30 protein-coding genes and 1 riboswitch are annotated in these 25,492 nt (G+C 74.4%); of the genes, 22 read left to right on the top strand and 8 right to left on the bottom strand.

Annotated elements, in window-relative coordinates; all coding sequences use genetic code 11:
• The first annotated feature begins 18 nt into the window (after nucleotides 1-18).
• The 4 genes from AB0N29_RS07335 (at nucleotide 19) to AB0N29_RS07320 (ending at nucleotide 4,863) form a co-directional block, all read left to right on the top strand.
• On the top strand, nucleotides 19-627 hold the full coding sequence (locus tag AB0N29_RS07335; protein ID WP_364865352.1) for a helix-turn-helix domain-containing protein: 609 nt from the start codon (nucleotides 19-21) through the stop codon (nucleotides 625-627).
• 1,027 nt (nucleotides 628-1,654) lie between these two features.
• A complete protein-coding gene (aqpZ, locus tag AB0N29_RS07330) occupies nucleotides 1,655-2,413 on the top strand; it encodes an aquaporin Z (RefSeq protein WP_364865350.1) in 759 nt (252 codons plus the stop codon).
• Nucleotides 2,414-2,619: 206 nt separating this feature from the next.
• On the top strand, nucleotides 2,620-2,928 hold the full coding sequence (locus AB0N29_RS07325) for a hypothetical protein (RefSeq protein WP_364865348.1): 309 nt from the start codon (nucleotides 2,620-2,622) through the stop codon (nucleotides 2,926-2,928).
• Between the two features lie 321 nt (nucleotides 2,929-3,249).
• The gene (locus tag AB0N29_RS07320; protein WP_364865346.1) at nucleotides 3,250-4,863 is read left to right on the top strand and encodes a hypothetical protein; all 1,614 of its coding nucleotides are present in this window, start codon (nucleotides 3,250-3,252) and stop codon (nucleotides 4,861-4,863) included.
• An 18-nt stretch (nucleotides 4,864-4,881) separates the two neighbouring features.
• On the opposite strand, the gene AB0N29_RS07315 is transcribed toward AB0N29_RS07320, so the two are convergent.
• Both AB0N29_RS07315 and AB0N29_RS07310 read right to left on the bottom strand, forming a co-directional pair.
• A complete protein-coding gene (locus AB0N29_RS07315; protein ID WP_364865344.1) occupies nucleotides 4,882-5,676 on the bottom strand; it encodes a lytic transglycosylase domain-containing protein in 795 nt (264 codons plus the stop codon).
• A 298-nt stretch (nucleotides 5,677-5,974) separates the two neighbouring features.
• Nucleotides 5,975-6,262 carry a DUF1330 domain-containing protein gene (locus tag AB0N29_RS07310; RefSeq protein ID WP_364865342.1) on the bottom strand — a complete coding sequence of 96 codons (288 nt, stop codon included), beginning with the start codon at nucleotides 6,260-6,262 and terminating at the stop codon, nucleotides 5,975-5,977.
• 164 nt (nucleotides 6,263-6,426) lie between these two features.
• Between AB0N29_RS07310 and AB0N29_RS07305 the strand changes: the two genes are divergently transcribed.
• Nucleotides 6,427-7,383, top strand: coding sequence for a hypothetical protein (locus AB0N29_RS07305; RefSeq protein ID WP_364865340.1), 957 nt, complete (start codon nucleotides 6,427-6,429; stop codon nucleotides 7,381-7,383).
• A gap of 27 nt (nucleotides 7,384-7,410) precedes the next feature.
• Here AB0N29_RS07305 and AB0N29_RS07300 read toward each other — a convergent pair whose 3' ends face one another.
• Both AB0N29_RS07300 and AB0N29_RS07295 read right to left on the bottom strand, forming a co-directional pair.
• Nucleotides 7,411-7,899, bottom strand: coding sequence for a dual specificity protein phosphatase family protein (locus AB0N29_RS07300; protein WP_364865338.1), 489 nt, complete (start codon nucleotides 7,897-7,899; stop codon nucleotides 7,411-7,413).
• Nucleotides 7,900-7,903: 4 nt separating this feature from the next.
• Nucleotides 7,904-8,164, bottom strand: coding sequence for a hypothetical protein (locus tag AB0N29_RS07295; RefSeq protein ID WP_364865336.1), 261 nt, complete (start codon nucleotides 8,162-8,164; stop codon nucleotides 7,904-7,906).
• Nucleotides 8,165-8,207: 43 nt separating this feature from the next.
• Between AB0N29_RS07295 and AB0N29_RS07290 the strand changes: the two genes are divergently transcribed.
• The 6 genes from AB0N29_RS07290 (at nucleotide 8,208) to AB0N29_RS07265 (ending at nucleotide 11,723) form a co-directional block, all read left to right on the top strand.
• Complete coding sequence (locus AB0N29_RS07290; RefSeq protein ID WP_364865333.1) at nucleotides 8,208-8,615, top strand: ankyrin repeat domain-containing protein; 408 nt, start codon at nucleotides 8,208-8,210, stop codon at nucleotides 8,613-8,615.
• Nucleotides 8,612-8,947 carry a YnfA family protein gene (locus AB0N29_RS07285; RefSeq protein WP_302266629.1) on the top strand — a complete coding sequence of 112 codons (336 nt, stop codon included), beginning with the start codon at nucleotides 8,612-8,614 and terminating at the stop codon, nucleotides 8,945-8,947. Before AB0N29_RS07290 ends, AB0N29_RS07285 begins: the two co-directional genes overlap by 4 nt.
• On the top strand, nucleotides 8,944-9,699 hold the full coding sequence (locus AB0N29_RS07280) for a fused MFS/spermidine synthase (RefSeq protein WP_364865330.1): 756 nt from the start codon (nucleotides 8,944-8,946) through the stop codon (nucleotides 9,697-9,699). Before AB0N29_RS07285 ends, AB0N29_RS07280 begins: the two co-directional genes overlap by 4 nt.
• A gap of 5 nt (nucleotides 9,700-9,704) precedes the next feature.
• Complete coding sequence (locus AB0N29_RS07275; RefSeq protein WP_302266627.1) at nucleotides 9,705-9,848, top strand: hypothetical protein; 144 nt, start codon at nucleotides 9,705-9,707, stop codon at nucleotides 9,846-9,848.
• Nucleotides 9,849-10,178: 330 nt separating this feature from the next.
• Complete coding sequence (locus AB0N29_RS07270; protein ID WP_302266626.1) at nucleotides 10,179-10,403, top strand: hypothetical protein; 225 nt, start codon at nucleotides 10,179-10,181, stop codon at nucleotides 10,401-10,403.
• 132 nt (nucleotides 10,404-10,535) lie between these two features.
• A complete protein-coding gene (locus AB0N29_RS07265) occupies nucleotides 10,536-11,723 on the top strand; it encodes a mechanosensitive ion channel domain-containing protein (RefSeq protein WP_364865326.1) in 1,188 nt (395 codons plus the stop codon).
• Here AB0N29_RS07265 and AB0N29_RS07260 read toward each other — a convergent pair.
• The 4 genes from AB0N29_RS07260 to AB0N29_RS07245 all read right to left on the bottom strand — a co-directional run bounded on the left by AB0N29_RS07260 (nucleotide 11,720) and on the right by AB0N29_RS07245 (nucleotide 16,514).
• The gene (locus tag AB0N29_RS07260) at nucleotides 11,720-12,562 is read right to left on the bottom strand and encodes an alpha/beta hydrolase-fold protein (RefSeq protein ID WP_364865324.1); all 843 of its coding nucleotides are present in this window, start codon (nucleotides 12,560-12,562) and stop codon (nucleotides 11,720-11,722) included. The two genes, AB0N29_RS07265 and AB0N29_RS07260, sit on opposite strands and share 4 nt — an antisense overlap.
• A 70-nt stretch (nucleotides 12,563-12,632) precedes the next feature.
• Entirely contained in the window at nucleotides 12,633-13,682 is a 1,050-nt protein-coding gene (locus AB0N29_RS07255; RefSeq protein ID WP_364865322.1) for a hypothetical protein, read from the bottom strand.
• Between the two features lie 46 nt (nucleotides 13,683-13,728).
• Nucleotides 13,729-14,991, bottom strand: a complete 1,263-nt coding sequence (locus tag AB0N29_RS07250; RefSeq protein WP_302266622.1) for a DUF1501 domain-containing protein — start codon at nucleotides 14,989-14,991, stop codon at nucleotides 13,729-13,731.
• A gap of 5 nt (nucleotides 14,992-14,996) precedes the next feature.
• Nucleotides 14,997-16,514, bottom strand: coding sequence for a DUF1800 domain-containing protein (locus AB0N29_RS07245; protein ID WP_364865320.1), 1,518 nt, complete (start codon nucleotides 16,512-16,514; stop codon nucleotides 14,997-14,999).
• Between the two features lie 305 nt (nucleotides 16,515-16,819).
• Between AB0N29_RS07245 and AB0N29_RS07240 the strand changes: the two genes are divergently transcribed.
• From AB0N29_RS07240 to AB0N29_RS07190, 11 genes are all read left to right on the top strand, one after another.
• Complete coding sequence (locus AB0N29_RS07240; RefSeq protein ID WP_302266620.1) at nucleotides 16,820-18,229, top strand: hemolysin family protein; 1,410 nt, start codon at nucleotides 16,820-16,822, stop codon at nucleotides 18,227-18,229.
• The gene (locus tag AB0N29_RS07235) at nucleotides 18,226-19,296 is read left to right on the top strand and encodes a hemolysin family protein (RefSeq protein ID WP_364865315.1); all 1,071 of its coding nucleotides are present in this window, start codon (nucleotides 18,226-18,228) and stop codon (nucleotides 19,294-19,296) included. Before AB0N29_RS07240 ends, AB0N29_RS07235 begins: the two co-directional genes overlap by 4 nt.
• 54 nt (nucleotides 19,297-19,350) lie before the next feature.
• On the top strand, nucleotides 19,351-19,965 hold the full coding sequence (locus tag AB0N29_RS07230) for a CDP-alcohol phosphatidyltransferase family protein (RefSeq protein ID WP_364865313.1): 615 nt from the start codon (nucleotides 19,351-19,353) through the stop codon (nucleotides 19,963-19,965).
• Complete coding sequence (locus AB0N29_RS07225; RefSeq protein WP_364865311.1) at nucleotides 19,958-20,866, top strand: DUF881 domain-containing protein; 909 nt, start codon at nucleotides 19,958-19,960, stop codon at nucleotides 20,864-20,866. Before AB0N29_RS07230 ends, AB0N29_RS07225 begins: the two co-directional genes overlap by 8 nt.
• The gene (locus AB0N29_RS07220) at nucleotides 20,863-21,195 is read left to right on the top strand and encodes a DUF1290 domain-containing protein (protein WP_302266616.1); all 333 of its coding nucleotides are present in this window, start codon (nucleotides 20,863-20,865) and stop codon (nucleotides 21,193-21,195) included. Before AB0N29_RS07225 ends, AB0N29_RS07220 begins: the two co-directional genes overlap by 4 nt.
• Complete coding sequence (locus tag AB0N29_RS07215) at nucleotides 21,188-21,988, top strand: DUF881 domain-containing protein (RefSeq protein WP_302266615.1); 801 nt, start codon at nucleotides 21,188-21,190, stop codon at nucleotides 21,986-21,988. The genes AB0N29_RS07220 and AB0N29_RS07215 overlap by 8 nt, the downstream gene beginning before the upstream one ends.
• A gap of 42 nt (nucleotides 21,989-22,030) precedes the next feature.
• Nucleotides 22,031-22,417: a glycine cleavage system protein GcvH gene (gcvH, locus tag AB0N29_RS07210; RefSeq protein ID WP_302271662.1), complete on the top strand. Its 387-nt coding sequence runs from the start codon at nucleotides 22,031-22,033 to the stop codon at nucleotides 22,415-22,417.
• Nucleotides 22,418-22,566: 149 nt separating this feature from the next.
• Nucleotides 22,567-23,112, top strand: a complete 546-nt coding sequence (locus tag AB0N29_RS07205; protein WP_302266614.1) for an FHA domain-containing protein — start codon at nucleotides 22,567-22,569, stop codon at nucleotides 23,110-23,112.
• Nucleotides 23,113-23,123: 11 nt separating this feature from the next.
• The gene (locus AB0N29_RS07200) at nucleotides 23,124-23,876 is read left to right on the top strand and encodes a MerR family transcriptional regulator (RefSeq protein WP_302266613.1); all 753 of its coding nucleotides are present in this window, start codon (nucleotides 23,124-23,126) and stop codon (nucleotides 23,874-23,876) included.
• Nucleotides 23,877-23,994: 118 nt separating this feature from the next.
• Nucleotides 23,995-24,462, top strand: a complete 468-nt coding sequence (locus AB0N29_RS07195; RefSeq protein ID WP_302266612.1) for a bifunctional nuclease family protein — start codon at nucleotides 23,995-23,997, stop codon at nucleotides 24,460-24,462.
• Between the two features lie 182 nt (nucleotides 24,463-24,644).
• Nucleotides 24,645-25,238, top strand: coding sequence for a MerR family transcriptional regulator (locus AB0N29_RS07190; protein WP_364865306.1), 594 nt, complete (start codon nucleotides 24,645-24,647; stop codon nucleotides 25,236-25,238).
• A 124-nt stretch (nucleotides 25,239-25,362) separates the two neighbouring features.
• Nucleotides 25,363-25,472: riboswitch (glycine riboswitch) on the top strand.
• The last annotated feature ends 20 nt before the right edge of the window (nucleotides 25,473-25,492 follow it).

Genomic DNA, 25,492 nt, shown 5'->3' with positions numbered 1-25,492 from the left:
TCGCCTTAGGGTGGCCCCATGGCGACGTACGACGACCCTCGAATCCTCCGCGCGGTCGCTCACCCGACTCGGAACAGGATCTTGTCCGAGCTTTCCGCCGCTGGCTCGCTGCGTGCGGCCGACATCGCTCGACTGCTCGACGTGCCGGCGAACCAGGCCAGCTTCCACCTGCGCCAGCTCGCCAAGTACGGCCTGGTCGAAGAGGCACCCGACGAGGCTCGCGACCGCCGCGACCGCGTGTGGCGGCTCGCCGACGAGGAGGGCATCAACTTCCGCACCGGCGACGTGCTCGATCGACCGGGAGGGAGGGCGGCGTACGCCGTGTTCCAGCGCAGTGCCGTCGCCTGGGGTCATCACCTGGTCGACCAGGCCCTCGCCCCCGGGGGAGACCACGCCAGGAGCGTCTCGGAGCACGCCGTCCGGCTGACGGCCGAGGAGTCCCGCGAGCTGTCGTCGGAGATCAATGCCGTGGTCGAGCACTGGCGGCGCCGCACCCAGGGTCCGCATGCGGGTGCAGACGACGGCCGCCAGACGTACTCGGTCTACCAGCTGATCCAGCCGATGCCCGGCGCGGCAGAACCCCAGGACCGGGCCGACGTGGCCGCCTCGACAGACGAGGACGACTGACGCCGGCGGTTCTCCGCGCCGCGGGCCCTGAGCAGTCGACGCGGCTGGGCGACCGACGTGCGCACGGCGACGTCCCTGCACGCGAGTGCGCCGACGATCCCGACCCGGAGCCAGCAGTGTCCGGCGCCCTCGACCGCACAGGCGGGCCGGGCCGGTGGCGATGTCGACTGTGCGCGACGCTCGTCAAGAACCGGTGCTGATTCGCGGAGCTGGCCGCGCGCGTCGCCGCGGTCTGCCCAGGCGCGGATCCTTCCCCGAAGCGGGAGTAGGCCAGAACCGCCCTCAGGCCCGGCGCTCCGCGCGGCGTGCTGAGCGGTGCAACCCGCGAGGGCAGCGAGGTCGATGTCGGTCGGTCGCACGTGCGGGCCGCCTACCGGCCCAGTGGTCCAGCAAGGACCTCGGCGGCCGACCACCGCGACCGGGACGCCGCGCCCGTCGGCGAGCCTGCTCCGGTGGCGGTCGAACCAGGCACGCGCCTCGTGCACGCTCCGACGGTCGACCTCGACCCGGATCTCGTGACCTGCAGCACCGATGCCGTACATCGAGAAGGGGAGCGACTCGACGCGCGCGAGGTGCGCAACGGCTTCCTCGACGTCTCGAAACTCCGGCATCTGGACAGCATGCCCTTGATCGCCGCGCGCGAGCGGCCTGCGTGCCCGATCCGGCTGGCGCCCTCGTCAGAGGACGATGACGATGACCGCCAAGATGACGACGGCCACCAGGAACGCGGTCGCCCCCGGCCCGTAGCTCTTCCCGTTCCTCGCCATCCGGCTCTCCCTGCTCGTCGTGGGCCCCGTCGGTGGGTGCCCCGACCGGAGCGTCCCACCTGGGTTGGCGGTCCAAACGGGTCCGGCGTGACTCCTCCCCGAGGCCGCCGCGGGACCTCGACCTCGGACGACGGGTCCGCTCAGCCCGGACGGAGCCACGGCGTCTCATCTGTTCTGGGTGAGGCGCACCGGCCGGCGCCCGTCCAGGCTGGCGGGACGGCCGGGCCACGTCCCCGATCCCCGGCCGGGAGGAGACGACCATGGTCGACCCGACCACGACGGTCCAGCGCCTGACGGCGGAGCTCCTCGGCACCTTCGTCCTCGTCCTCGGCGGGTGCGGCGCGGCCGTGCTCGCGTCGGGGGTCGTGGCCGGCGGCGTCCTCGTGGGCATCGGGTTCCTGGGGGTCTCGTTCGCCTTCGGGCTTTCCGTGCTCGTCATGGCCTACGCCGTGGGGCACCTCTCCGGCGGTCACTTCAACCCCGCCGTCACGGTCGGGCTGGCGACCGGCGGCCGGTTCGCGTGGAGGGACGTCCCGGCGTACGTCGTGGCCCAGGTCGTCGGCGCCGTCGTCGCCGCCGCCGTCCTGTACCTCGTCGCGTCGGGCCAACCGGGGTTCTCGGCGAGCGGGTCGGGCTTCGCCTCCAACGGGTACGGCGACCGGTCGCCCGGCGGGTACTCGTTGCTGGCCGCGCTGGTGATCGAGGTCGTGCTGACCGCCGTGTTCCTCCTCGTCATCCTCGGGGTGACGGACACCCGTGCCCCGAAGGGGTTCGCCCCGCTGGCGATCGGGCTGACGCTCACCCTGATCCACCTGGTCAGCATCCCGGTGACCAACACGTCGGTGAACCCGGCCCGCTCGATCGGCCCGGCGCTCTTCGCGGGCGGTGACGCCATCGCGCAGCTGTGGCTCTTCATCCTCGCCCCGCTGGCGGGGGCCGCCATCGCCGGCGTCGGGCACGCCGCGCTGCTCGGGCGCGACGAGCCGGCGACGCCGTTGGAGGACGCCTCGGAGGGGTGAGCCTGGGCCGACCGGACGGGCCGTCGGGGGCGGGATCCACGGCGCCACAAGACCGTTCGTCCGGGACCTCCGACCCCGCAAGGACCGCCGGAGCCGTGCCTACGGCGTGGCCGTGACCAGCGGCCCCAGCGGATCCGAGGGTGGAGGCCGCCTCGACACTGCCTCCCGAGACGCCGCGCTCGCCGCCGTGGCTGGCGTGCAGGAGCATGCTCCAGCTCGCCCAGGTCCGCTGGGTGCGCGGCGACCGGTCCAGCGTGCGGCAGCTGCTGCGCGAGATCGACGAAGTGCTGCCGGGCCGCGCAAAGTCGCCCGCCGACGTTCCGCGCTCCCCGGCCGAGCTGCGGCACCTGCCGTACCTCCAGACCCACCTGCGGCTCGCCGACATCGCCCAGCGGCTGCACCTGTGCAGCAACACCGTCGCCTCCGAGGTCTCCGCCATCTACCGCAAGCCGGGGGTCTCCTCGCGCGGCCAGGCGGTGGACCGGGCGACGGTGATCGGCCTGCTCGGGCCCTGAGCTCGGACGAGGTCACGACACCCAGAGGAACAGCACGGCGCACAGCTCCAACCAAGCCCCGACCACGACGGTGTCCTCCGCGTCCCAGCCCCACCGTGCGAGCACCGCGCCGCCACCTCCCGTGCCTGTCCGGACGTCTGCGCCCAAGTCTGCGCCCAAGTCTGCTAACTCGATCATCTTACGCGCAGCGACATCCGGTGTCCCCGGCTCGCCGGGCATCGGCTCACCGTCGTACGGCTGCTGACCCGGCCGGGCGGGGGGCATCCTCCGATCGGAGGACGGGTGCGGGGATCTGGCCGCGTCGACCTCAGAATCCCGTGCGTGACCCCCCGCACGCCCCGCCCCCACCGTTCCCACCGTCTCCTCGCGGCCCTCGCCGCGGCCCTCCTCGTCCCGACCCTCGCCACGACCGTCGACGTCCCCTCCGCCAGCGCCTCCGGTGGTTCGACCGCCGCCGCAGTGCCGTCGGCCGCAGCGCCCGCACCGGCGGCGCGGCGCGCGACGCTGACCGTCACCCCGCCGGTCTACGTGCCGGGCCAGGCGGTCCGGTTCCGGGGGAACGTCGGCCGCACCGGCCGGCGCACCGTCCACCTGCAGTCGCACATGAACCGTCCCGGCGACCGGTGGCTCGACGTCCCCGACTCCGCCTTCCGCACCGACGCCCGAGGTGGCTTCGACTACACCTTCACCGCGCCGTCGATGTTCGACATCAAGTACCGCGTCGCCGGGGGAGGGGTCGCGACCCGCTCGCGCCTGTTCAACGCCCGCCCCCAGGAGATCACGCTCGCCCTGCGCGGTGCCGATGCCGACTCCCCGTTCCACGCCGTCGCGCCGCTGCTGCCGTTCACCGTCGTCGCCGACACCACCCCCGCCGTGCGGTCCGCGCTCGGCACGCCGCCGCCGATCCCCGGCCGCACCGTGCTCCTCCAGGAGCGGTACGACGGGAACCGGTGGCGCACGATCCAGGAGGGCGTCACCGACGACGCCGGGCACGCGACGTTCCGCGTCACCGCACCGGTGCTCGGCGACCGGGTCCTGCGGGCCCGGCAGGAGCGCTGGGACCGCGGGCGGAACCGGATCGGCTGGTACGCCTCGTTCCCGGCGTACTTCTCGGTCCTCGGCCTGGGCGAGGTGCTGCCGCGCCCGACCCCGGTCGTCCCCGCGCCCCGCGCCGTCGCGCCCGGTCGCAGCGCGGTGCGTCCCACGGCGAGCGAGCGCTACCGGTGGGGCTCGACGCTGTTCGACTTCGCCTGGGAGCGCGGCCAGGACCTCACGTCCCCGCCGTCGAAGGGCACCCAGCGCCGCGGGACCTGGCTCGACACCTCCGACGGCACCGGCCGTGCGACGCCGTTCAACGGCGGGCTCGTCCTGCAGAGCAAGCTCAAGCACGGCGGCACCGGCGACCGCGGCACGACGACCGCCACCCTGCGCGGCAACAGCCGCTCGACCGGGCGCTGGGAGTTCCGGCTCCAGGGCCACGCCTGGGAGGGCGGGCCGCGTCCGTTCCGCTTCCGTCTCGACCTCGTCCCCGAGGGCACCGAGGTGACCGAGTGCCCGCCCGAGTCGGTCGTCGTCGCCGACGTCACCATGGGGTCGTCCGGCGTGGGCGTCGGGGTGCGGTCGCAGCGCGCGGGCGCGGTCTGGTCGCGCCGGCTGCCGGACGTGCGGTTGGCCGAGACGCCGTTCAACATGGCTGTCGAGGTCGCGCCGAAGCACACCACCTGGTTCGTCGACGGCAGGCCCGTCGCCACCGTCACCGGCGGCCAGGCGCACCTCGGCCGCCGGCTCGTGCCCCGCTTCAGCCTCGTCGGCGGCAGGGCGGAGATGAACGGTGCGCAGGTCGACTCCGACTGGCAGCGCAGCTGGTCCCTCGCGCGCGGCAAGCAGGTCACCTCCGGCGCCGCGGTGGCCCGCGCGCCGTACGCCGCCTGCTGAGCCGCCCCGCGCTCGCGCTCAGCCGTCGGACCGGCGCGCCAGCCACCGGCGCACCGGTACCGGCCGCTCGCGCTCGTAGCCCACGGGCAGCAGCACGTCGCCGGCGGCGCTGCGGTAGTACACCCGCCAGCGGTGGTAGCCGAGGTAGGCGCGGGGCCGGTCCTGCATGACCTCCGCGAGCCGGGTGACGCCGCGGACGTACGCCGGGTGGTTGTTGTAGGCGTACAGCGCACGGGCCCGGCCACCGGGCCGGGTGAACCCTCGTGCGTCGAGGTAGCGGGCCGCGGCCATCACCGCGTCGCCCGCGTCCTCGATGTCCCCGCGCCCGTACTGCGCCCACGTCGCCGGGATGAACTGCATCGGCCCCCGTGCACCGGCGACCGACGTGCCCCGGATGCGCCCCATGGCGGTCTCGACGAGGTTGATGGCGGCCAGGTACTCCCAGTCCACACCGAACCGGCGCTCGGCGGCCCGGTAGTGGGCGAGCAGCCGGTCGGCCGGCTCCGGCTCGACGATCCGCCAGGCCGGCAGGGTGTCGCTGGGGGTCGAGCTCATCGACTGGAACTCCCGGCGGGAGGCGACGTTGGCGCGGACCGTGCTCCGCAGCCCGGGCGGCACGCTGCGCAGCACCGCGGCGTCCCACGCCGGCCGCTGCCCGAGGCGCCGGTAGGCCACCTGCTGCACGTGCGCGGCCGCGGACAGCACGTCCGGGGCCGTGGCCGGGTCGGCGATCGCCCGCTCCGCGGCGACCAGCCCGTCCACGAGCCGGGCCGCGGTCCGCGGGGGCTGGGGCGGCGCGTCCAGCGCGGCCACGAGTGCCTGGTGTCGCTCCGGGTCATCGGGAGTGGCACCGGGGGTGGCACTGGAGGGGGGCCCGCTGGGAGCAGCCGCCGAGGAGCCCGTCGGGCGGGTCCGGTCAGCGTCGGGGACGGCCGGGCCATCGCTCGTCGATCCGCAGCCCGCCACCGCGAGGACGGCGGCGAGACCGAGGGCCACCGCCGGTCGTCGCATCACGCCCAGGCTAGGCATCGACCCAAGCCCGGCGAAGCGGCCGGAGACGGCCCGGAGGCGGCCCGGAGGCGGCCCGGAGGCTCCTCGGAGGCGGCCCGGCTCAGGCGCCGGGGACGATCCGCAGGTCGCGCACGGCGCCGTCGCCGAGCGCGGCCAGCGCCTCCTGGTAGGCCGACCCGTCGTGCGCGGCGACCGCGGCCCCGACGGAGGCGAACTCGATGAGGACGGTCCGGGTGCTCCGCCCGGCCTCGTACACCTGCTCGGGGAGCCCGCGGGCGAGGAACGTCCCTCCCGCGCCCTCGAGCGCGGGCCCCGCGAGGGCTGCGTACGCCGCGAGCTTCTCCTCGTCGGTCACCTCGACGTACGTGCTGATCCAGTAGGCCGCCATGCCGGGAATCGTCCCACGGCGCGATCTGCGGGGAAGACGCGCCTCACGCCCGCGGACACCGGGCACCCGGCCGGTTCCGCGGCGGGGAGGGCCCGGACCGGTGCAGAATTCTCCGACGCTCCACGGGTCGGCCGGGAGGTCCCCGTCCACCGCCCCGAGGAGCCATGACGTCGCCCCTGCCCGTCGCGCCCGCTGACACCGCCGAGCCCGCCGTCCCCGCCGAGCCCGCCGTCCCCGCCGGCCCCGCTCCGGGGACCCGGCTCGCGGCACCCGAGCCCCTCCCACTGCCGGCCCCCGGGTGGGGCCTCCCCGAGGCGGTCCGTGCCTGGCGCACGGCGGTGCCGCACCTGCCGCCGGGGGTCCGGCGCCGGGCGGGCGACCTCGAGCCGGTGAGCGCCCTCACCACCGTCGTCCTGCGGTGCGGGTCGTGGGCGGTCAAGGTCTACCCGCCCGGGACCGACCCGGCGCACGTCGAGCAGGTCCGGGCCGGGCTGCGGGGCAGCCGGACGGGTGCGGTCGCGGTGGCGGCGCCGGTGTCGACACCGGACGGGGTGGTCACGGTCGCGCCCTGGCTGGGCTCGTCCGACCCGGTCGGGTGGGCGGAGGTGGGCGCCCTGCTGCGGCGCTTCCACGACGACCACGCGAGCGCGCCGCTGCCTCCGTGGCAGCCGCTCTCGCGGGTGGCCTCCCAGGCGGCCGCGCTGCCCGCGGAGCAGGCGGAGGTCCTCGCCGGTGCCCGCGACGTGCTCCTCGAGGCGGTCGCGGCCACCTGGTCCGAGCTCGGCTGGGGCGCGGTCCACGGGGACGTCTCTCCCTCGAACGTGCTGCTCGACGGCGCCGCCCCGCGGCTGATCGACCTGGACTGGGCAGCGGTGGCCCCGCGCGAGCTGGACCTCGCCCCGGTCGCCCGGCGGCTGCGCAGTGGCGAGGTCGACGCCACGACGTACGCCGCGTTCTGCCGGGCCTACGGCCACGACGTGCGGGGGTGGGCCGGGCTCGGGCTGCTGGACCGGGTGGCCGAGCTCGGCGGGCTGGTGTTCCGGATCTGGGACTGCCGGCATCGCGGCCGCGACCTCGGCTGGCTCTCCGCCGAGCTGCGGCACTGGCGCCACCCGCTCTGACCTCGCCGGGCGCCCCGTGAGCAGGACTCACCGCGGAGCCGGCAGCGACTCCAGCCAGGCCTCGAACGCCGTGTTGTTGGCCACCCGGTCACGGCGGGCGCGGACGTGGGCGAGGGCGTCGGCGCCGGTGAGCCCGAGCAGCTCCCGGACCACGAGCGTCGCCATCAGGCCCGACCGGTTGCGTCCGAAGGTGCAGTGCACCAGGGCGCGGTGCCCGTCCTCGACCAGGCCCGCGACCAACGCAGCCAGGCGCAGCGTCAGGCCCTCGTCGGGGACCGTGTCGTGGTCGACCAGCGGGCACTTGAGGTAGATCAGCCCGTCGATCTCCGCCGCGGGCGGATGGGCGTCGGCGTCCGCGAGGTCGAGGACCACGTCGATGCCCGTGGCGCGTGCCCAGCCGAAGTCCACGGGGCAGCCGCCGTGCCAGAGCCGGTCCAGGACCAGCTCGCTGGGCGGGTCGGCGGGGTCGACGCCCGGGAGGTCGACCGGGTCGGTCGTCCAGCTGATCGTGCTCATGCGCTCACGCGTCGCCGGGCTCGGCGACCACCGGCTCGCCGTCGGCGATCCGGCCGGCGGCCTGCTCGACCCACGCGCCGGAGAGCCGGTCCAGGACGCCGCGCTGCTCGAGCTGGTCGCGCAGGTGGGCCTCGGCGTCCTGGGCGGCGCCGCCCCCGCGGGCGTTGAAGGTGGCGTCGAGCGCCGCCTGCACGTCCGCGACGACCTCCTTGGCGACGTGGGTCTCGGTGCCCGGCTGGGCGGGACGTTCGGGCTGTTCGCTCATGGCGCCCCGTTACCCCGCCGCGCGCGTCGCTACCGTGGCCCGCATGAACGACGGGCCGGGCCAGGGGCTGACCGACGAGGAGCTGTCGTTCCTGCAGTCGATGTTCGACCTCGCGCGCGCCGGCGACCCGCTGCTCCTCGAGCACGTCGACGCCGGCCTGCCGGTCGACCTGACGAACAGCTCGGGGGACACCCTGCTCCTGCTCGCGGCGTACCACGTCCACGTCGACCTCGTGGCGGGGCTGCTCGAGCGCGGCGCGGACCACTCCCGGGTCAACGACCGCGGCCAGACCGCCCTGGGCGCGGCGGTGTTCCGCCGACGCGCCGACGTCGTGACCCGGCTCCTCGGGGCGGGCGCGGACCCGACGCTCGGCCGGCAGTCCGGGTTCGCGGTCGCCGAGGTGTTCGAGCTGCCCGAGATGACCGCCCTGCTGCGGGGGGAGGGCGCGTGAGCGTCGTCCGCTCGCTGCTCCTCTTCGGCCTCGCCGCGCTGGCCGAGATCGGCGGCGCCTGGCTGGTGTGGCAGGGGGTCCGCGAGCACCGCGGCTGGCTGTGGATCGGTGCCGGGGTGGTCGCGCTCGGGGCCTACGGGTTCGTGGCGACCCTCCAGCCGGACGCGAGCTTCGGCCGCATCCTCGCGGCGTACGGCGGGGTCTTCGTCGCCGGGTCGCTCGCGTGGGGGATGGTCGTGGACGGCTTCCGGCCCGACCGCTACGACGTGGGCGGCGCCCTCCTGTGCCTGGTCGGCGTCGCGGTCATCATGTACGCCCCACGCCCGTCGTGACCGGCACCGACCGCGAGGTCGTCCCGGCCGACCGCGCCGGCTCCTGGCTGGTGCGCCTCGACGGCCGCGACCAGTCCTACGTCGACCTCGCCGACCCCACCCACCTCGCGTTCGACTACGTGCGCCGCCTCGGTGACGTCGTGGACCTCCACCTCCCCGCCGGGGAGCCGACCCGCGTGGTGCACGTCGGCGGCGCGGGCCTGACGCTGCCGCGGTACGTCGCCGCGACCCGACCCGGGTCCTGGCAGGTCGTGCTGGAGCCGGACGAGACCCTGACCGCCCTCGTCCGCGACCGGCTGCCGCTGCCGCGCCGCAGCGGCATCCGCGTGCGGCCGGCCGACGGGCTCACCGGGATCGCCGGGCTCCGGGACGACTGCGCCGACCTGGTGGTGCTGGACGCGTACGACGCCGGGCGGGTCCCCGCCGAGCTGGTGACCACGGCGTTCTTCGCCGACGTCGCGCGGGTGCTGCTCCCCGGCGGCTGGTTCCTGCTCAACCTCAGCGACCGGGCGCCGTTCGCGGCCACCCGCGACGCGGTCGCCGGGCTGCGGTCGGTCTTCGCCCGCACGCTGGTCGCGGCCGAGCCGGCCACGCTGCGGGCCCGGCGGGCCGGCAACCTCACCGTGGTGGCGGGGCCGGACGACTCGCTCGCCGAGGCCCTGGCCGCGCGGGCCGCGGGTGGCCCGCTGGCGGCACGAGTCCTGGGTCACGACCGGGTGAGCGACTCGTTCGGCGGCGGTCGGGGTACCTGACCGGCATGAAGATCATGAGGACGGCGGCCCTGCTCGGTGTCGCCAAGAAGGTGTACAGCGAGGCCCGCAAGCCCGAGAACCAGGCCCGGATCAAGTCGGCGGTGGACCAGGCGAAGGCCCGGCGCTCCGGCGGGTCCGGCAAGCGCTGACCGACCGACCACCACCCGGGCGCTGCCTGCGCCCGGCCCGGAACCACGACGAGGCCGTCCCCGCCAGGGGACGGCCTCGTGTCGTGGTCGACCGGGTACCGGTGTCGGCCCGCGGGCGTCAGTTGCCGCTGCGCTGCGGACCGGCCCACAGGAGCCGGACGACGTAGAGCATGAGTGCTCGCTTCACAGGGGGTGCTCCTTCTCGGTGGCCGAGCGGCGGGGTGCGCGGCTCGGGGGTGCTGCCGGGGAGAGGTGCCCGGCGTGGATGGCGTCGTACCTCACCCGGAGGGGCGACTGATGCCGCGGCGGGGCGTGGGGTACCGACCCGTCATGACCGACTCGAGCAGCACCGACCCCCAGCCGTCGTACGGGCACGACCAGGACGCCGAGCCGCCGCTCACCGGGCCCGCCTCGGTGGACGCCGACGCTGACGCCGGCGTGGACGGGCCCTCGGTGGACGGCGCGGCGGAGGGCGGCGACCCCGGCACCGAGGACCAGGACGCCCAACCCTCCAAGAACGCGCCGGACGTCGCCGACGCGGACGGCGGCGAGTGATCGGTGTTCCTCTTCTTCAGCAACCGGTTGGGCTGCTTCGGCTCGCTGCTGCTGTCGCTGGTGGTGACCGCGATCATCATCGCGATCATCGCGCTGTGACCCGGCGGTGGTGAGCCCCTCCCGGGCGGCGCGATGACGCGTTGGACCGACGAGCTGGGGGCGGCCGGGGTGGCGCTCGCTGTCGCCCTCGTCGTCATCGTCCTCTCCTGGCTGGCCGCCTCCCTGCTCGGTCGGCGCTGGGAGCCCGCGGCGCACCTGCACCGGGTGGTCCGGTTCCCCTTCCGGGTGCTCGTGCTCGTCCTCGCCCTCCGGCCCGCGCTCGACCGCTTCGAGCGCTCCGCCGACAGGGACTGGGGGTGGCTGCACCAGGTCGAGCAGGTCCTCACGATCGGCGCGGTCGGCTGGCTGCTGACCGCGGCGGTCCTCTTCGTCGAGGACCTCGGCCTGCGCCGCAACCGGACCGACGTCCCCGACAACCGGCACGCGCGCCGGCTCCGCACGCAGGTGCTGATCATCCGGCGGCTCACGATCGCGGCAGGCGTCGTCATCGTCACCGGGTCGGTGCTGCTGAGCTTCCCGGGGGTGGAGGCCGTCGGCGCGAGCCTCCTGGCCTCGGCCGGCCTGATCAGCGTCGTGGCGGCCGTCGCTGCCCAGAGCACCCTGAGCAACGTCTTCGCCGGCCTCCAGCTGGCGTTCAGCGACGCGGTGCGGATCGACGACGTCGTGATCGTCGACGAGGAGTGGGGCTGGATCGAGGAGATCACCCTCAGCTACGTCGTCGTGCGCGCCTGGGACGACCGGCGGCTCGTCCTGCCGTGCACGTGGTTCACCAGCACGCCGTTCCAGAACTGGACTCGGCACAGCTCCGAGCTCCTCGGCTCGGTCGAGCTCGACGTCGACTGGAGGGTCGACGTGAACGCGATGCGCACCGAGCTGGACCGCGTCCTGGAGAGCACCGACCTCTGGGACGGCCGGGTGAAGGTGCTCCAGGTGACCGACGCCGTCGGCGGCTGGGTGCGCCTGCGCGCGCTCGTCACCGCCAGCGACGCGGCGCGCCTGTTCGACCTGCGGTGCCTCGTGCGCGAGCACCTGGTCGCCTGGGTGCGCGAGCACGGCGATGCCGGGCTGCCGCGGCAGCGCGTCCAGCTCGTCGGCGAGCCCGGCCCCGGTCCCCGGGTCCGGGACGTGGAGAGCGAGGACCGGCACAGCGGGCTCTTCCACGGCGACGAGGCGGCCGACGCGCGCGCCGAGCGGCGCGGTGGGCGGCCCGAGGAGGAGAGGGAGGAGGAGGCGGACAGGGGACCGGACGCGGAGCCCTAGAGGCGGCGCGCCAGGTGGGCGAAGGCCGCCAGCGTGTGTCCGTTCCAGTAGGCCCGGGTGTGGCCGCCGTCGCCGGCGACCCAGGGGTCGGGGGCGGTCGGAGCGGCTGCGGCGAGCGCCTCGGAGCCGCCGCGGAACGCGTCCCAGGCCCCGCACCGCAGGCCCCACGGCACGCCGGCCAGCGGCCCGAGGTCCGCCAGCACGGGGTCGTCCTCGCCGAGAGCCGGGCTGAACAGGGCCAGCGCGGCGGCCCATCCCGGCTCCTCCAGGACGAGGCGCAGGGCGCCGTGCCCACCGCGGGACCAGCCCCAGAGCGCCCGGCGGCCGGCGTCGTAGCCGCGGTCCTCCAGCCACCGGGGCAGCTCCTCGCGCAGCATCCGCTGCGGGTCGCTCCCGCCGGAGGGCACCCATCCCGCGGGTCCGTCGTCGGTGCCGGCGAGCACGAACGGCGTGGAGCCGGCCTCGGCGGCGGCGGTCACGAACCGCGCGAGGCCGAAGCCCCTCAGCTGGTCGGCCGAGGCGCTCGCGCCGTGGAGGACGACGACGACGGGCAGGCCGGCGCCGTCGCCGTGGCCGGCGGGCACCGCGGTGAACAGGTCGACCGGGCCCATCGCGTCCGAGGACACCCGCTCGAGACGCACCTGGCCCTCCGGGGCGTCGGGGACGAAGGCCTCCGGCTCGATGCCGAGCTGCGCCTGGACCCGCGCCGTGAACGAGGGCGGCGCCAGCTCCCACCCGGCGACGCCGGCGGCCGCGGCCGCAGCAGCCGCGCCGGCGCCCGCGACCAGGCGCCGCCGGCCGATCCGCGGCGCCGGCCGGTCGCGCGGACGGTCCACCATGCCGGTGGTCTACCGGATCGGCGAGGGCGGCGCCAGGGGCACGACCCGCCCGGTACCGCGCGTCTCGGCGCTACCTGAGGTCGGGGTGGGCCCGGCCGGCGACCAGCGGCAGGTCGAGGTAGGTCCTGATCCCGGGCTCGGCCGCGACGACGTACGGGACCGAGTTGACGCAGTGCGCGGCGGTGGCCACGACGCCGGGGTTGCGGACCAGTCCCTCCGCGACCGTCGCCGGCTGCCAGCCCTTGATCGTGACGAACGCCGGGGGGTCGCCCTGGACCTCGACCTCGAAGCGCTCGCCCTCCGGGCCGAAGGTCCACGGCGGGTCGAGGTGCTCCTCGCCCATCAGCCAGTTGACCGCGACCCGGACCACCACCTGCTCCCCGACGGTCGCCTCCCACACGAACCGCTGCCCGGCCACGCGACCCGGCTCGATGGTGCCGACGGGGGAGTCGATCGGTGCCGTCGCCACGGCGACCTCCTGGGAGGTGCTGATCTCGGCGTCGGCGCTGAAGCCGAGGGTGTCCAGGCACATCCGGACCGACTGCACGAAGCCGCTCGAGAGCAGCCCGAGCATCGGGCCGCCCATCGCCTCCTCGGGCGGGCCCCCGAACATCATGATGTAGCGGACCACGTCGGGCGCGCCGTAGGTGCGGATGTCGGAGAACTCCTCCCCGCGCACGTACGTCACGGCCGAGGACAGCGCGGAGAACACCAGCGGGTGGAGCTCGGTGATCCCGCCGGGGTTGATGCCGGTGCCGTGGAGGGTCGTGCCGCCCTCGGCGCAGGCCGCCGCCAACGGGGCCCCGCTGCGCTCGGAGGGGTAGAACCAGCCGACCGGCGTGACGACGTTCGCCCCCGAGCGCAGGAGCGTCGCCACCTCGTCGCGGTCGGGCACCAGCGGGCAGTAGACGACGCAGTCGGCCTCGAGGGCGAGGACGTCGTCGAGGCTCGTCGTCGCGGTGACCCCGATCGGGTCGCGGCCGATCAGCTCGCCGACGTCACGGCCGTGCTTGTCGGGGGAGTGCACCCAGCAGCCCACCAGCTCGAGCTCGGGATGGAGGAGCAGGGTCTCGATCGCGGCCTTGCCGACCCCGCCGGTGGCCCACTGGACGACGCGCACGGTCGTCACTGTGGCGGGTGGAACACGTTCTCGTCCAGCGGCCCGCTCACAGCGAGGTCATCACGCCCACCTGCTCGGGCCGGAAGCCCGGGAACACCCGGGCGGTCGAGGCGCCGAACCGCGTCGAGACCACCTCGGCGAGCACGCTGCGGTAGTCGGTGGTCACCAGCAGGTCGGCGTCCAGGGTGTTCGTCAGCCCCGGCCACGTCCCGTGGTACCGGCCGCCCTTGACCCCGGCGCCGGCGAGCAGCATGACGTTGCCGTAGCCGTGGTCGAGCCCGTGGCTGTCGTTCTCCACGACCCGCCGCCCGAACTCGCTGATCGTCACCAGCGTCACCTTGTCGGCCAGCGGCCCGAGGTCGGCGAACAGCGCCGCGACCGAGGCGGCGAGGTCCTCGACGTTGTGGCGCATCCGGCCGCCCTGCAGCGTGCCGATGTCGGAGTGCATGTCCCAGTCGCCCTGGTCGACGGTGACGACCTCGACGCCCACGTCCCCGCGGACGATGCGGGCGACCTGCGCCAGCGCGCGGCCGAGGTCGGAGCGGGGGTACGCCGCGGAGTGGTCGGGGGTCTCCCGGGCCGGCCCGAAGGCGTCCACCGCGGAGAACGCCGAGCGCACGGCGCGCCCCAGCGGCCCGGCGTCGCCGTCCCACATCGTGTGCAGCGACCGGACGCGCCCGCCGGCGGTGTCCCACTTGTCGTCGCCCGGCACCGCCACCGAGTCGACGTCGCCGGTCGACATGACCGGCTCCGCGCCGTACAGGCTGGTCGGCAGCACACCGCCGCCGATGCCGACGGCCTGCAGCGGCGAGCGGTTGGCGTCGGTGCCGATGAGCCGGTTGAGCCAGCCCTGCCGGGTCGCCGAGCCTGGGTTGGCGTCCTCGACCTCCTCCATCGCGGCGAAGTGCGACCGGTTGGGGGCCGGCAGCCCGGTGGCCTGCACGGCAGCGAGCCGTCCCGACCGCCACAGCGGCAGCAGCGGGGCGAGGCCCGGGTGCAGGCCGAACATGTCGTCCTTGGCCAGCAGGCTGGCCGCGGGCACCGCGATGCGGGGCCGGGCGGCGTAGTAGACGGGGTCGCCGTGCGGCACGACCAGCGACAGGCCGTCGGCGGCCCCGCGCAGCGACAGCACGACCAGCACCGAGTCGGCCGACGCCGCCCGCGCCGGGGAGGCGGTGACGACGGCGGAGCCGACCGCGGTGGCGGTGCCGGCCAGGGCGAGCGCGCCGAGGAGGCCGCGGCGGGAGAGCCGGGCGAACTCCGCGCAGCACGGAGCAGCGCTCGAGGACGGGGTGGGGGAGGAGGTCATGGTGGTCACCGGGTCATGTGGGCGGGGGAGTCGAGGATCGTGCCCAGCAGCCGGTGGAAGTCCCACTTCACCAGGCCGTGGTCGGCGCTGATCACCTCGCCGGGAGCGACCACGCACGCCTCGCAGCAGGCGCGCAGCAGCGTGGCGGTAGAGCGGCGGTGGAGCAGCTCCTGGCTGAGGTGGTCGACCAGCAGGTCGAAGCGCAGCTTCTTGCGCGGGAGCCACTGGCGCGGCGTGCGGTAGGCGACGCCCACCTTGGGCCACCAGCCGCCCGCGAGGGTCCAGTGCAGGTCCATCGAGGCCAGCACCCGCGACGGGGACGACCACGACTCGCTGTCGATCGGCTGGCCGTCGGGGCGGGGCCAGGAGAAGGGGCTCGTGCCGAGGCTGCCGACCTGCCACAGGACGGCCCGGGCGGCCTGCTCCTCGGCCTTCGCGCCCGTGACGCGGGTGATCCTCGCCCGCAGGGCCCGGTAGGTCGCGACGAGGTCCTCACCGGGGTCGCGCACCTTGCTGCCGACCGAGGCCTTGAACTCCGGGGTCGCGACGAGGGCCCGCAGGACCGGCCGGATCTCCGTGCCCGCATCGAGGTAGACGCGGGCGAGGCGGTCCACCAGCGCCTGCGGCGGGTCGTCGCGCACGAACTTCACCGCGAGCCGGCGTGCGACGCGCTGGGCCGTCGCGGGGTGGTGGGCGAGGTAGGAGAGGTAGCGGCGCACGACCGCCCGGCCGTCGCGGTCGGCGTTGGCGTCGCTGAAGCCCATGACGCGCACGGGGCCGACCCAGTGGTCCCGCGGCGAGTACGTGGCCGCCCAGGTGTCCCACATGTCCACGCGGTAGCCGGTGAGGATCCGGGCCGAGGCCTTCACGTCGTCCTCGTCGTACTGCCCGCGGCCGACGGTGTGCAGCTCCAGGAGCTCACGGCCGAGGTTCTCGTTGGGGTGCTTGGCGGTCGACACCGCGTTGTCGAGGAAGATGCCCATCGCCGGGTGGGTGACCGCCGCGTGCAGCAGGTCCTCGAAGCGGCCCAGGGCGTGGGTGCGGATCGTGTCGCCGTACGACACGCGGTGGGTGAACTGCGCGTCCCCGGAGGCCGGCACGTTGAAGTGGTTCTCCCACAGCTCGGTCATCACCTCGAGCACCTGGCGCCGCGACGTCATCCGCCGCAGGAGCGCCCAGCGCGCGTAGTCCTCCATGACCTCCCAGCCGCCCTCGACCTCGGCCACCTGACGCTCCCAGAGGTCCTCGGGCCGCCGGTCGAGGCTGGGCCACCACTGACGCAGGCCGGCGCCGGCGCGGTCCGCCACGGCGTCCGGCTGCAGCTGGCGCTGGAACCACCGCTGGGCGCCTCCGGCTGCGCGCACCTCCGCGGCGAGTGCAGGCGTCACGCCGTACGAGAACCGCGTGACCAGGTGCCGCGCCTGGGTGCCGAGCAGGGGAGCGCCGGGGTAGCGGGCCGGTCGGTACGTCGACCCGGTGGTCGCGCCACTGCGTGGGGTCGCGGTGGTCGCGGCGTCGGTCACGGGCGGGCTCCGGCTCTTCGGACGGGGTGGGGTGGGCGTGCGGCAGCGACCCCCCGACCGCCGGCCACCAGTCTGGCGCTCCTGGGGCCGGTGTGCCTCCTGTGACGCGCCGGTCCGGCATGGCCCGGATGGGCCATGCCGGCAGCGCGAACGGCTGGGACCTGGGACCGGCCGGACTGGGAGGACCGCCCGCAGCCCCTGTATCGTGGGCGCCTCACCGGCCCTGAACGACGACGACAAGGACCCAGAGAACCCCCGATGGACGGCTCTCAAAGTAGCCCGCTCTCCTCCGAGGGAGAGCGCCCATGACCCCGCTCGTCCTGCTCGCGGTCGCCCTGCTGCTCGTGGCGGCCTGCGGCATCTTCGTCGCCGCCGAGTTCGCGCTCGTGACGGTCGACCGCTCGAAGGTCGACCAGGCGGCAGCCGCCGGCGACACCGGCGCCCAGGGTGTGCAGAACGCCCTGAAGTCGCTGTCGACGCAGCTCTCCGGCGCCCAGGTCGGCATCACCGTGACGAACCTCGGCGTCGGCTTCCTCGCCGAGCCGGCGATCGCCGACCTGATCGAGGAGCCGCTCGGCGCGGTCGGCGTGCCCGACGGGGCGGTCTCGCCCGTGGCGGTGGCCCTCGGCCTGGTGGCCGGCACGGTGCTCACCATGCTCTTCGGCGAGCTGGTCCCCAAGAACCTCGCGATCGCGCTGCCGCTGCAGACCGCGCGCGCCACCCAGCGCCCGATGCGGCTGTTCACCGCCGTGAACCGGGTGCCGATCCGGATCCTCAACAACTCCGCCAATGCGCTCGTGCGCCGGCTCGGCGTCGAGCCGCAGGAGGAGCTCCGCTCGGCGCGCAGCTCCCAGGAGCTCGCCTCGCTCATCGCCCGGTCGGCCGACGAGGGCACCCTCGACGCCGACACCGCGGAGCTGATGGAGCGCTCGGTGGAGTTCGGCACCCGCACCGCGGGCGAGATCATGACCCCGCGCGTGCGCACCCACAGCCTCGAGGCGAACGACCGCGCGTCGGCGGTCATCGAGCTGGCCCGCTCGACCGGCCACTCGCGCTTCCCGGTGCTCGACGACGAGGACGCGGTCGTGGGCACCGTCCACGTGAAGAACGCCGTCGCCCTGCCCGTCCACGAGCGCAGCACCACCAAGGTCAAGCACTTGATGGCCAAGCCGATCGTCGTCCCCGACACCCTGCGCCTGGACCCGCTCCTGGCGCAGCTGCGCAACGAGAGCTTCCAGATGGCCGTCGTCCTCGACGAGTACGGCGGCCACGCGGGGATCGTGACCCTCGAGGACGTCGTGGAGGAGATCGTGGGCGACATCGCCGACGAGCACGACCGGATGAGCTCCCGGGCCCGGCTGCGCCGTGACGGCTCGTGGCTGGTCTCCGGCCTGCTGCGCCCAGACGAGGTCGAGGACCTCACCGGCGTGGCCCTCCCCGAGAACGAGGACTACGACACCGTCGCGGGCCTCGTGCTGCGCGTGCTGGGCCGGGTCCCGGTCGCCGGTGACATCGCCGAGGTCCCGGTGCCCGACCTGAGCGACCCCGAGCAGCCGCGCGAGCAGCTGGCCGTGCTGACCGTCGAGCACATGGACGGGCTCCGCATCGACCGGCTCTCGCTGCGCCTGCACGAGGGCGACCCGGTCGAGGCGTCCCGGGGCGAGCGGTCCCACGGCCGCGCGAAGCAGGCCGACGGGGAGGGTGACCGCTCATGAGCGACACCGCCGGCGTCCTCCTGGTCTTCGTCCTGCTGGCCCTCAACGCCTTCTTCGTGGGTGCCGAGTTCGCCCTCGTCTCGGCCCGCCGCAGCCAGGTGGAGCCGCACGCCCAGGCCGGTTCGCGGATGGCGCGCACCACGCTGCGGGCCATGGAGCAGGTCTCGCTGATGATGGCGGGCGCCCAGCTCGGCATCACGATCTGCTCCCTGGGCCTCGGTGCCGTCGGCGAGCCCGCGATCGCGCACCTCATCGAGCCGGGCATCCACGCGCTCGGGGTGCCGGACGCGTTCCTGCACCCGATCGCCTTCGTGATCGCGCTGAGCCTGGTCACCTACCTGCACGTCGTGCTCGGCGAGATGGTCCCCAAGAACATCGCGATCGCCGGCCCGGAGCGCGCGGCGATGGTGCTCGGCCCGCCGCTGCTCGGCGTCGTCACGGTGCTCAAGCCGCTCATCGTGGTGCTCAACGCCGCCGCGAACGGCGTGCTCCGCCTGCTGCGGGTCGAGCCCAAGGACGAGCTGACCTCGGCGTTCACGCGCGAGGAGGTGGCCGCGCTCGTCGAGGAGTCGCGCGGCGAGGGCCTCCTCGAGGCCGACGAGTACGACCGGCTCGCCGGCGCGCTCGGCTTCACCGAGAAGACCGTCGCCTCGGTCCTGATGCCGACGGCGAGCCTCACCCTGGTGCGCCGCGGCTCCACCGCGGCCGAGGTCGAGGCGCTCTGCGCGGCGACCGGCTTCAGCCGGTTCCCGGTGGCGGGCGACGACGGCGACCTCGTCGGCTACCTGCACATCAAGGACGTCCTCGAGCCCGACGAGGAGCGTCGCGAGCGGCCGGTCGACGACAAGTGGATCCGCCCGTTCGCACCGGTGACGGCCGACGAGTCGCTGCACGACGCGCTCGAGACGCTGCAGCGGCGGGGCGCCCACATGGCCCGGGTGGTCGACGGCGAGGGCCGCACGATCGGGCTGGCGACCCTCGAGGACGTGCTCGAGGAGCTGGTCGGGGAGATTCGCGACGCGGCCCACCACGACGAGGCGCTGGCCGGCCCGACGACCGCCACGTGACCCGTCGCACCACGCCTGACCTGCTCCTTCGGGGCGCCGTTCCCGGCGGTTAGGGTGTGCCGCGTGGCAGCCGATCCTCCTCGCACGAACCGCGTGTGGACGCTGCCGAACGTCTTGAGCATGCTCCGTCTCGCCGGGGTGCCGCTGTTCCTGTGGCTCGTGCTGGGCCCGGAGGCCGACGTGTGGGCGCTCGTCGTCCTGATGGTCTCGGGGGTCACCGACTGGCTCGACGGCTTCCTGGCGCGCCGGTGGGACCAGGTGACGCTGCTGGGGCAGGTGCTGGACCCGGTGGCGGACCGGCTCTACATCCTTGCCGCGGTCGTCGGGCTGGCCATGCGCGACGTCATCCCCTGGTGGGTGGCCGTCTCGCTGCCGCTGCGCGATGTCCTCATGTGGGGACTCGTCCCGCTGCTGCGCACCCGGGGCTACACCGCGCTGCCGGTGCACTTCCTGGGCAAGGCCGCCACCTTCAACCTCCTCTACGCCTTCCCGCTGCTCTTCCTCGGCGACGGCGAGGGCACCGTCGCCTCGCTGGCCCGCGTCTTCGGCTGGGCGTTCGCCGGGTGGGGGATCGGGCTGTACTGGTGGGCGGGGCTGCTCTACGCCTGGCAGGTCCGCAAGCTGCTCGCCACCACCGAGCCGCTCCGACGGGCGGCCCTGGATGCCTGAGCAGCGCCCTCATCCGCGGCCCGGCCACGCGGTCGCCGACCACCCGGTGCCCGAGCGGGTCCGGCTGCCGCTGCTCACCCTGATCACCCAGCAGTCCCTCGACGAGGACTACCTCCACGCCGCCGAGCGGCGCGCCATCGCGGCCCGGGACTCCGACGAGCCGCGGCCCCCCGTCCGCAGCCGGCCGCACCGCACCGCCGCGCTGGTCGTCGCCCTCTTCGGCGTCCTGGCCACCACCGCCTTCGTGCAGACCTCGCGCAACGAGGACGTCGACGCCGCGAGCCGCGCCACCCTGGTCCGGCGCGTGAGCGCCGAGCGCGAGCGGGTGGCCGACCTGCAGGACCGGATCGTCGGGCTGCGCGAGCGCAACGCCGACCTGGAGGGCCAGGTGACCGCCGCGCAGGCGACGTACCAGACCGTCCTGGGCCGGCTGCGCCGTGCGCAGACCAGGACCGGGTACGTCGCGGTCAGCGGACCCGGCGTCGTCCTCACCCTCTTCGACGGCCCGGCCGACGTCCTGAACAGCGAGGTCCGCGACGGCGACCTGCGGATCGCCGTCAACGGCCTGTGGCGCCTCGGTGCCGAGGCGATCGCGATCAACGGGCAGCGGCTGACCGCGCTGTCCGCGATCCGCCTCTCGGGGCTGGTCGTGCGGGTCAACAAGACCAGCCTGTCGCCGCCGTACCGCATCGAGGCCATCGGGGACCGGCTCACGCTGCAGTCGCGGTTCCAGGAATCGCCCGAGGGGGCGGCGCTGCGCGACCTGGAGTCGGACTTCGGCATAACCTTCGCCATGGACAACGAGGAGTCCCTCGAGCTGCCCGCCGCGCGGATGCGTGAGCTGCGCTCGGTGGAGTCGCTCGCGGACCGTCCGCACATCCCGGAGGAGGGGGCCCCGTGATCGCCGCGCTCGGCCTGTTGGTCGGCATCGTGCTCGGGCTGGTGTTCCAGCCCGACGTCCCGCTGGCCGTGGAGCCCTACCTCCCGATCGCCGTCGTGGCGGCGCTCGACGCGGTCTTCGGCGGCCTGCGCGCCTACCTCGACGGGATCTTCGACGACAAGGTCTTCGTCGTCTCCTTCGTCTCCAACGTCGTGATCGCGGCCGCGATCGTCTACCTCGGCGACAAGCTCGGCGTCGGCGGACAGCTCTCCACCGGTGTCATCGTCGTGCTCGGGATCCGGATCTTCTCCAACGTGGCGGCGATCCGCCGTCACCTGTTCCATGCCTGACCCCACGCCCGACCCTCGTCCCGGGAGCGGTCCCGAGGACCGGCCCCGGAGCCCGGAGACCCCGGCGAGCGGGCGGTCGCGGCTGCTGCGGGCGCTGAGCCGCCCCTCGCGAAGCCAGCTGGTGGTCGGGGTGCTGCTCGCGCTGGTGGGCTTCGCCGCGATCGTGCAGGTCCGCGCCACCGAGGTCGACGACACCTACGCCGGGCTGCGGGAGCAGGACCTCATCGACGTCCTCAACGGCCTCGCCGGGACCACGCAGCGGGCCGAGGCGGAGATCGAGCGGCTCGAGGAGGCCCGCCAGGACCTGCGCACCGACAGCCGGCGGGTCGGGACGGCGCTGGAGGAGGCCCAGACCCAGGCCGACGCGCTCGCGATCCTGGCCGGCACGGTCCCCGTCACCGGCCCGGGCGTCCGCGTGACGATCACCGAGACCGACCAGGCCGTCAGGGTCCAGGACATGATCGACCTGGTCCAGGAGCTGCGCACCTCCAACGCCGAGGCGATGCAGCTCAACGGCAAGGTCCGGCTGGTCGCCCAGTCGGCGTTCTCGGCGGGCACCGGTGGGCTCGTCGTCGACGGCGAGCAGCTCGGCCCGCCGTACGTCCTGGACGCCATCGGTGCGCCGGACACCCTCGCGGGTGCGATCTCCATCGCGCGCGGCGTGGTCTCCGAGCTCGAGGCGGACGGTGCCGTGGTCGAGATCCAGGAGCTGCAGTCGATCGACATCGAGTCCGTGCGGGAGCCGGCGCAGTCGGAGTACGCCACCCCGGACCTCGAGCCGCAGGACCAGTAGGGTCGGGCGGGCACGCCCCGGACCGACAGCTTGGAGACCGCGTTGTACCCCGACGACCTGAAGTACACCAGCGAGCACGAGTGGCTGCGCACCCCCGGCGAGGCCGCCGGCTCCGTGCGCGTGGGGATCACCCACTACGCCCAGGACGCCCTCGGTGACATCGTCTACGTGTCCCTGCCGGAGGTCGGCGCGACCATCGAGTCCGGCAGCACCTGCGGCGAGCTGGAGTCGACCAAGTCGGTCAGCGACGTCTACGCCCCGGTCTCCGGTGAGGTCGTCGCCCGCAACGAGTCGCTCGACGCCACTCCCGAGCTGGTCAACAACGACCCGTACGGCGGCGGCTGGCTCTTCGAGGTCGTGCCCGCGGACACCGGCGAGGTCGACGCCCTCATGGACGCCGCGGCGTACGAGGCCTCGCTCGACTCCTGACACCCCGCCGGCCGGTCCCGCGCCGGCCGGCGGAGTTCGCCGTCCGGCTTGATCGGTCGCCCGTGGCTGATAGGTTCGGACAACCGTCAACCTCAACCCCGAGGTGAGGGTTGACCGCCCGCCCGACACCGGATCCCGGAGGATGCCCGATGCCGTTCTGCACCGCGTGTGGCAGGCAGAACCCCGACGACGCCCGCTTCTGCTCCCAGTGCGGCACGAAGCTCGTCGCGGCCGACGACGCGACGGGCTCCGTCGCTGCCGTGCAGCCCGGACAGCCGGCCTCGCAGGGCGACTCGACGGCCACGATCCACATCGGCCTCGGCGACAAGTCCGAGACCTCCGACCGCCAGCTGAACCCGGTCGACGCGGCCGCGGTCGACGCCCTCCCGGCGGGCCACGCGCTCCTGGTCGTGCAGCGCGGCCCGGGCTCGGGCAGCCGGTTCCTGCTGGACGCCGACGTCGTGACCGCCGGCCGGCACCCCGAGAGCGAGATCTTCCTCGACGACGTGACCGTGTCGCGTCGGCACGCGCAGTTCGACCGCACCGGTGACACCTTCACCGTCAGCGACGTCGGCTCGCTCAACGGCACCTACGTCAACCGCGACCGCATCGACAAGGTGCAGCTCAAGGACGGCGACGAGGTCCAGATCGGCAAGTACCGCCTGGTGTTCTTCGCCGGGCAACAGGCCGGCTGAGCCGCACCCGCATGAGCTCCACCGGCCCGGCGGCAGCGGGCGCCCCCGGGGCGCCGCGCGCCCGGATGAACATCGGGGAGGTCCTGGACCACCTGCGTCCGGACTTCCCCGGCATCACCATCCCCAAGATCCGCTTCCTCGAGGACAAGGGCCTGATCAAGCCCGAGCGCACGCCCGCGGGCTACCGGAAGTTCTCCGTCCAGGACGTGGACCGGCTGCGCTACGTGCTGCGCATGCAGCGCGACCACTACCTGCCGCTCAAGGTCATCGGCGAGCACCTCGACGCCATCGACCGCGGCCTGGAGCCGCCGGCGATCGAGCCGGTCGTGCCGACGGTCCCCAAGGTCGCGCTCGCTGCGGACGGGCTGCCCAGCCCCGAGTCGTTCCGGCGGCACGACGGAATGCGGCTGTCCCGGCGCGAGCTGGTCAAGGTCGCGGAGATCTCCGAGGACCTGCTCGACCAGCTCGAGCAGTACGGCCTGATCAGCGCCAAGCCCGGCACCGGCCACTACGACACCGATGCGCTGGTGATCGCCCAGACCGCCCGCGAGCTGGCCGACTTCGGCTTCGAGCCGCGCCACCTGCGCGCGTACAAGACCGCGGCCGACCGCGAGGTGGGGATGGTGGAGCAGGTCGTCGCGCCCCACAAGCGGGGTCGTGACGCCGCCGCGCAGGCCCGCGCCGAGGAGGCCGTCTCCGAGATCGCCGCGCTCTCGGTGCGTCTCCACGCCACCCTGGTCAAGGCCGGGCTCCGCTCCGGCTGACCCACCCGGCCGCCGTGGCGGCGCCCGTGCCGGCGCCGCACCCGGTGCCCGGCAGGTGCCCGGCAGGCTCGCCCCTTCGGCGGGGGAGAGGCTCACGGGGCGGGAGTAGGGTGAAGGTGTGCGCGAAGTCGATGTCATGGGTGTCCGTGTCGAGATGCCGTCGAACCAGCCGATCGTCCTGCTGCGCGAGGTGACCGGGGAGCGCTACCTGCCGATCTGGATCGGCGCGGTCGAGGCGACCGCGATCGCGTTCGCCCAGCAAGGGGTGGTCCCGCCCCGGCCGCTGACGCACGACCTGATGAAGGACGTGCTGGAGGCGACGGGCAACGAGCTGACCGAGGTGCGGATCACCGACGTCAAGGACGGGGTGTTCTTCGCGACCCTCGTCTTCGGTTCCGGCGCCGAGGTGAGCGCGCGTCCCTCGGACTCCATCGCGCTGGCGCTGCGCACCGGTACGCGCATCCTGTGCGCCGAGGAGGTCCTCGACGAGGCCGGCCTCGCCGTGCCCGCCGAGCAGGAGGACGAGGTGGAGAAGTTCCGTGAGTTCCTCGACCAGGTCACGCCGGAGGACTTCGAGTCGCGTTGACGAGGCTCACCCTCAACCTCAAGTTGAGGGTTCCGACACGCCGCCGGCCTCTTTGACGGCCTCCCCACCGGGGCCTACCTTGAACTGTCTCTGTTGTAACTCCACCGTTGTGGTTGCGCTTCGCGGTCACGGCACCTTCCCCGGGTAGTTACGCACAACGGAGTAGACCCACGGAGGACCGTGTGAACGAGCAGGAGCAGCAGGGCGAGCACCCCGAGGCCGCAGTCGCGGTCGAGGTGGCCGAGGAGCAGGGTCTCCTCTTCACCGACGACGTGTCGCCGCTGCCCAGTGACACCGGCTACCGCGGCCCGACCGCGTGCAACGCCGCCGGCATCACCTACCGCCAGCTCGACTACTGGGCCCGCACCGGCCTGGTCGAGCCCACCGTCCGCGGCGCGAGCGGCTCGGGCTCCCAGCGGCTCTACAGCTTCCGTGACATCCTGCTGCTCAAGGTGATCAAGCGGCTCCTGGACGCCGGCATCTCGCTGCAGCAGATCCGCACCGCGGTGCACCACCTGCGCGAGCGGGGCACCGACGACCTGACCCGCGTGACGCTGATGAGCGACGGCGCCTCGGTCTACGAGTGCACCAGCAACGACGAGGTCATCGACCTGCTCCAGGGCGGGCAGGGCGTCTTCGGCATCGCCATCGGCGGCGTGTGGCGCGAGATCGAGGGCACCCTCGCCGAGCTGCCCAGCGAGCGCACCGCCGACGAGGCCGCACCCAGCGCGAGCGACGAGCTCGCCGCCCGCCGCGCCGCCCGCAAGATCGGCTGACCCGAGCCAGCGCGGCGCACCGCCGCCACCCGGCGCACGACGTCCGGCCCGCCGTCCCACGAGGGAGGCGGGCCGTCGTCGTTCCTGCCCGGGCCCGGTGGGCTGGTAGCCTCGGTGGCGCTGACAATCCCGCACGGGAGAGTCTCCGCCCGGCACGCAGCACCCGCCGGAGCGGAGCGCCGAAGGGGCAATTCCTCCCCGGAACCTCTCAGGCGCCCGGACCGTGCGGAGCAGGCGACTCTGGAGCACCAGTG

The sequence above is a fragment of the Nocardioides sp. NPDC092400 genome (genome assembly GCF_040684155.1).
In the GTDB taxonomy this organism is placed as follows: domain Bacteria; phylum Actinomycetota; class Actinomycetes; order Propionibacteriales; family Nocardioidaceae; genus Nocardioides.
The sequence above is the reverse complement of the archived record's forward strand: the minus strand, read 5'-3'. Positions and strand labels throughout refer to the sequence as shown.

Excerpts from the sequence above, each read along its gene's own strand:
- AB0N29_RS07260 (WP_364865324.1), bottom strand. The coding sequence starts at position 12,562 with ATGGTGGACCGTCCGCGCGACCGGCCGGCGCCGCGGATCGGCCGGCGG.
- AB0N29_RS07240 (WP_302266620.1), top strand. The coding sequence starts at position 16,820 with ATGACCCCGCTCGTCCTGCTCGCGGTCGCCCTGCTGCTCGTGGCGGCC.
- AB0N29_RS07305 (WP_364865340.1), top strand. The coding sequence starts at position 6,427 with ATGACGTCGCCCCTGCCCGTCGCGCCCGCTGACACCGCCGAGCCCGCC.
- AB0N29_RS07275 (WP_302266627.1), top strand. The coding sequence starts at position 9,705 with ATGAAGATCATGAGGACGGCGGCCCTGCTCGGTGTCGCCAAGAAGGTG.
- AB0N29_RS07295 (WP_364865336.1), bottom strand. The coding sequence starts at position 8,164 with ATGAGCGAACAGCCCGAACGTCCCGCCCAGCCGGGCACCGAGACCCAC.
- AB0N29_RS07270 (WP_302266626.1), top strand. The coding sequence starts at position 10,179 with ATGACCGACTCGAGCAGCACCGACCCCCAGCCGTCGTACGGGCACGAC.
- AB0N29_RS07215 (WP_302266615.1), top strand. The coding sequence starts at position 21,188 with ATGCCTGACCCCACGCCCGACCCTCGTCCCGGGAGCGGTCCCGAGGAC.
- AB0N29_RS07290 (WP_364865333.1), top strand. The coding sequence starts at position 8,208 with ATGAACGACGGGCCGGGCCAGGGGCTGACCGACGAGGAGCTGTCGTTC.
- AB0N29_RS07310 (WP_364865342.1), bottom strand. The coding sequence starts at position 6,262 with ATGGCGGCCTACTGGATCAGCACGTACGTCGAGGTGACCGACGAGGAG.
- AB0N29_RS07200 (WP_302266613.1), top strand. The coding sequence starts at position 23,124 with ATGAGCTCCACCGGCCCGGCGGCAGCGGGCGCCCCCGGGGCGCCGCGC.
- AB0N29_RS07205 (WP_302266614.1), top strand. The coding sequence starts at position 22,567 with ATGCCGTTCTGCACCGCGTGTGGCAGGCAGAACCCCGACGACGCCCGC.
- AB0N29_RS07225 (WP_364865311.1), top strand. The coding sequence starts at position 19,958 with ATGCCTGAGCAGCGCCCTCATCCGCGGCCCGGCCACGCGGTCGCCGAC.
- AB0N29_RS07325 (WP_364865348.1), top strand. The coding sequence starts at position 2,620 with ATGCTCCAGCTCGCCCAGGTCCGCTGGGTGCGCGGCGACCGGTCCAGC.
- aqpZ (WP_364865350.1), top strand. The coding sequence starts at position 1,655 with ATGGTCGACCCGACCACGACGGTCCAGCGCCTGACGGCGGAGCTCCTC.
- AB0N29_RS07250 (WP_302266622.1), bottom strand. The coding sequence starts at position 14,991 with ATGACCTCCTCCCCCACCCCGTCCTCGAGCGCTGCTCCGTGCTGCGCG.
- AB0N29_RS07265 (WP_364865326.1), top strand. The coding sequence starts at position 10,536 with ATGACGCGTTGGACCGACGAGCTGGGGGCGGCCGGGGTGGCGCTCGCT.
- AB0N29_RS07300 (WP_364865338.1), bottom strand. The coding sequence starts at position 7,899 with ATGAGCACGATCAGCTGGACGACCGACCCGGTCGACCTCCCGGGCGTC.
- AB0N29_RS07235 (WP_364865315.1), top strand. The coding sequence starts at position 18,226 with ATGAGCGACACCGCCGGCGTCCTCCTGGTCTTCGTCCTGCTGGCCCTC.
- AB0N29_RS07335 (WP_364865352.1), top strand. The coding sequence starts at position 19 with ATGGCGACGTACGACGACCCTCGAATCCTCCGCGCGGTCGCTCACCCG.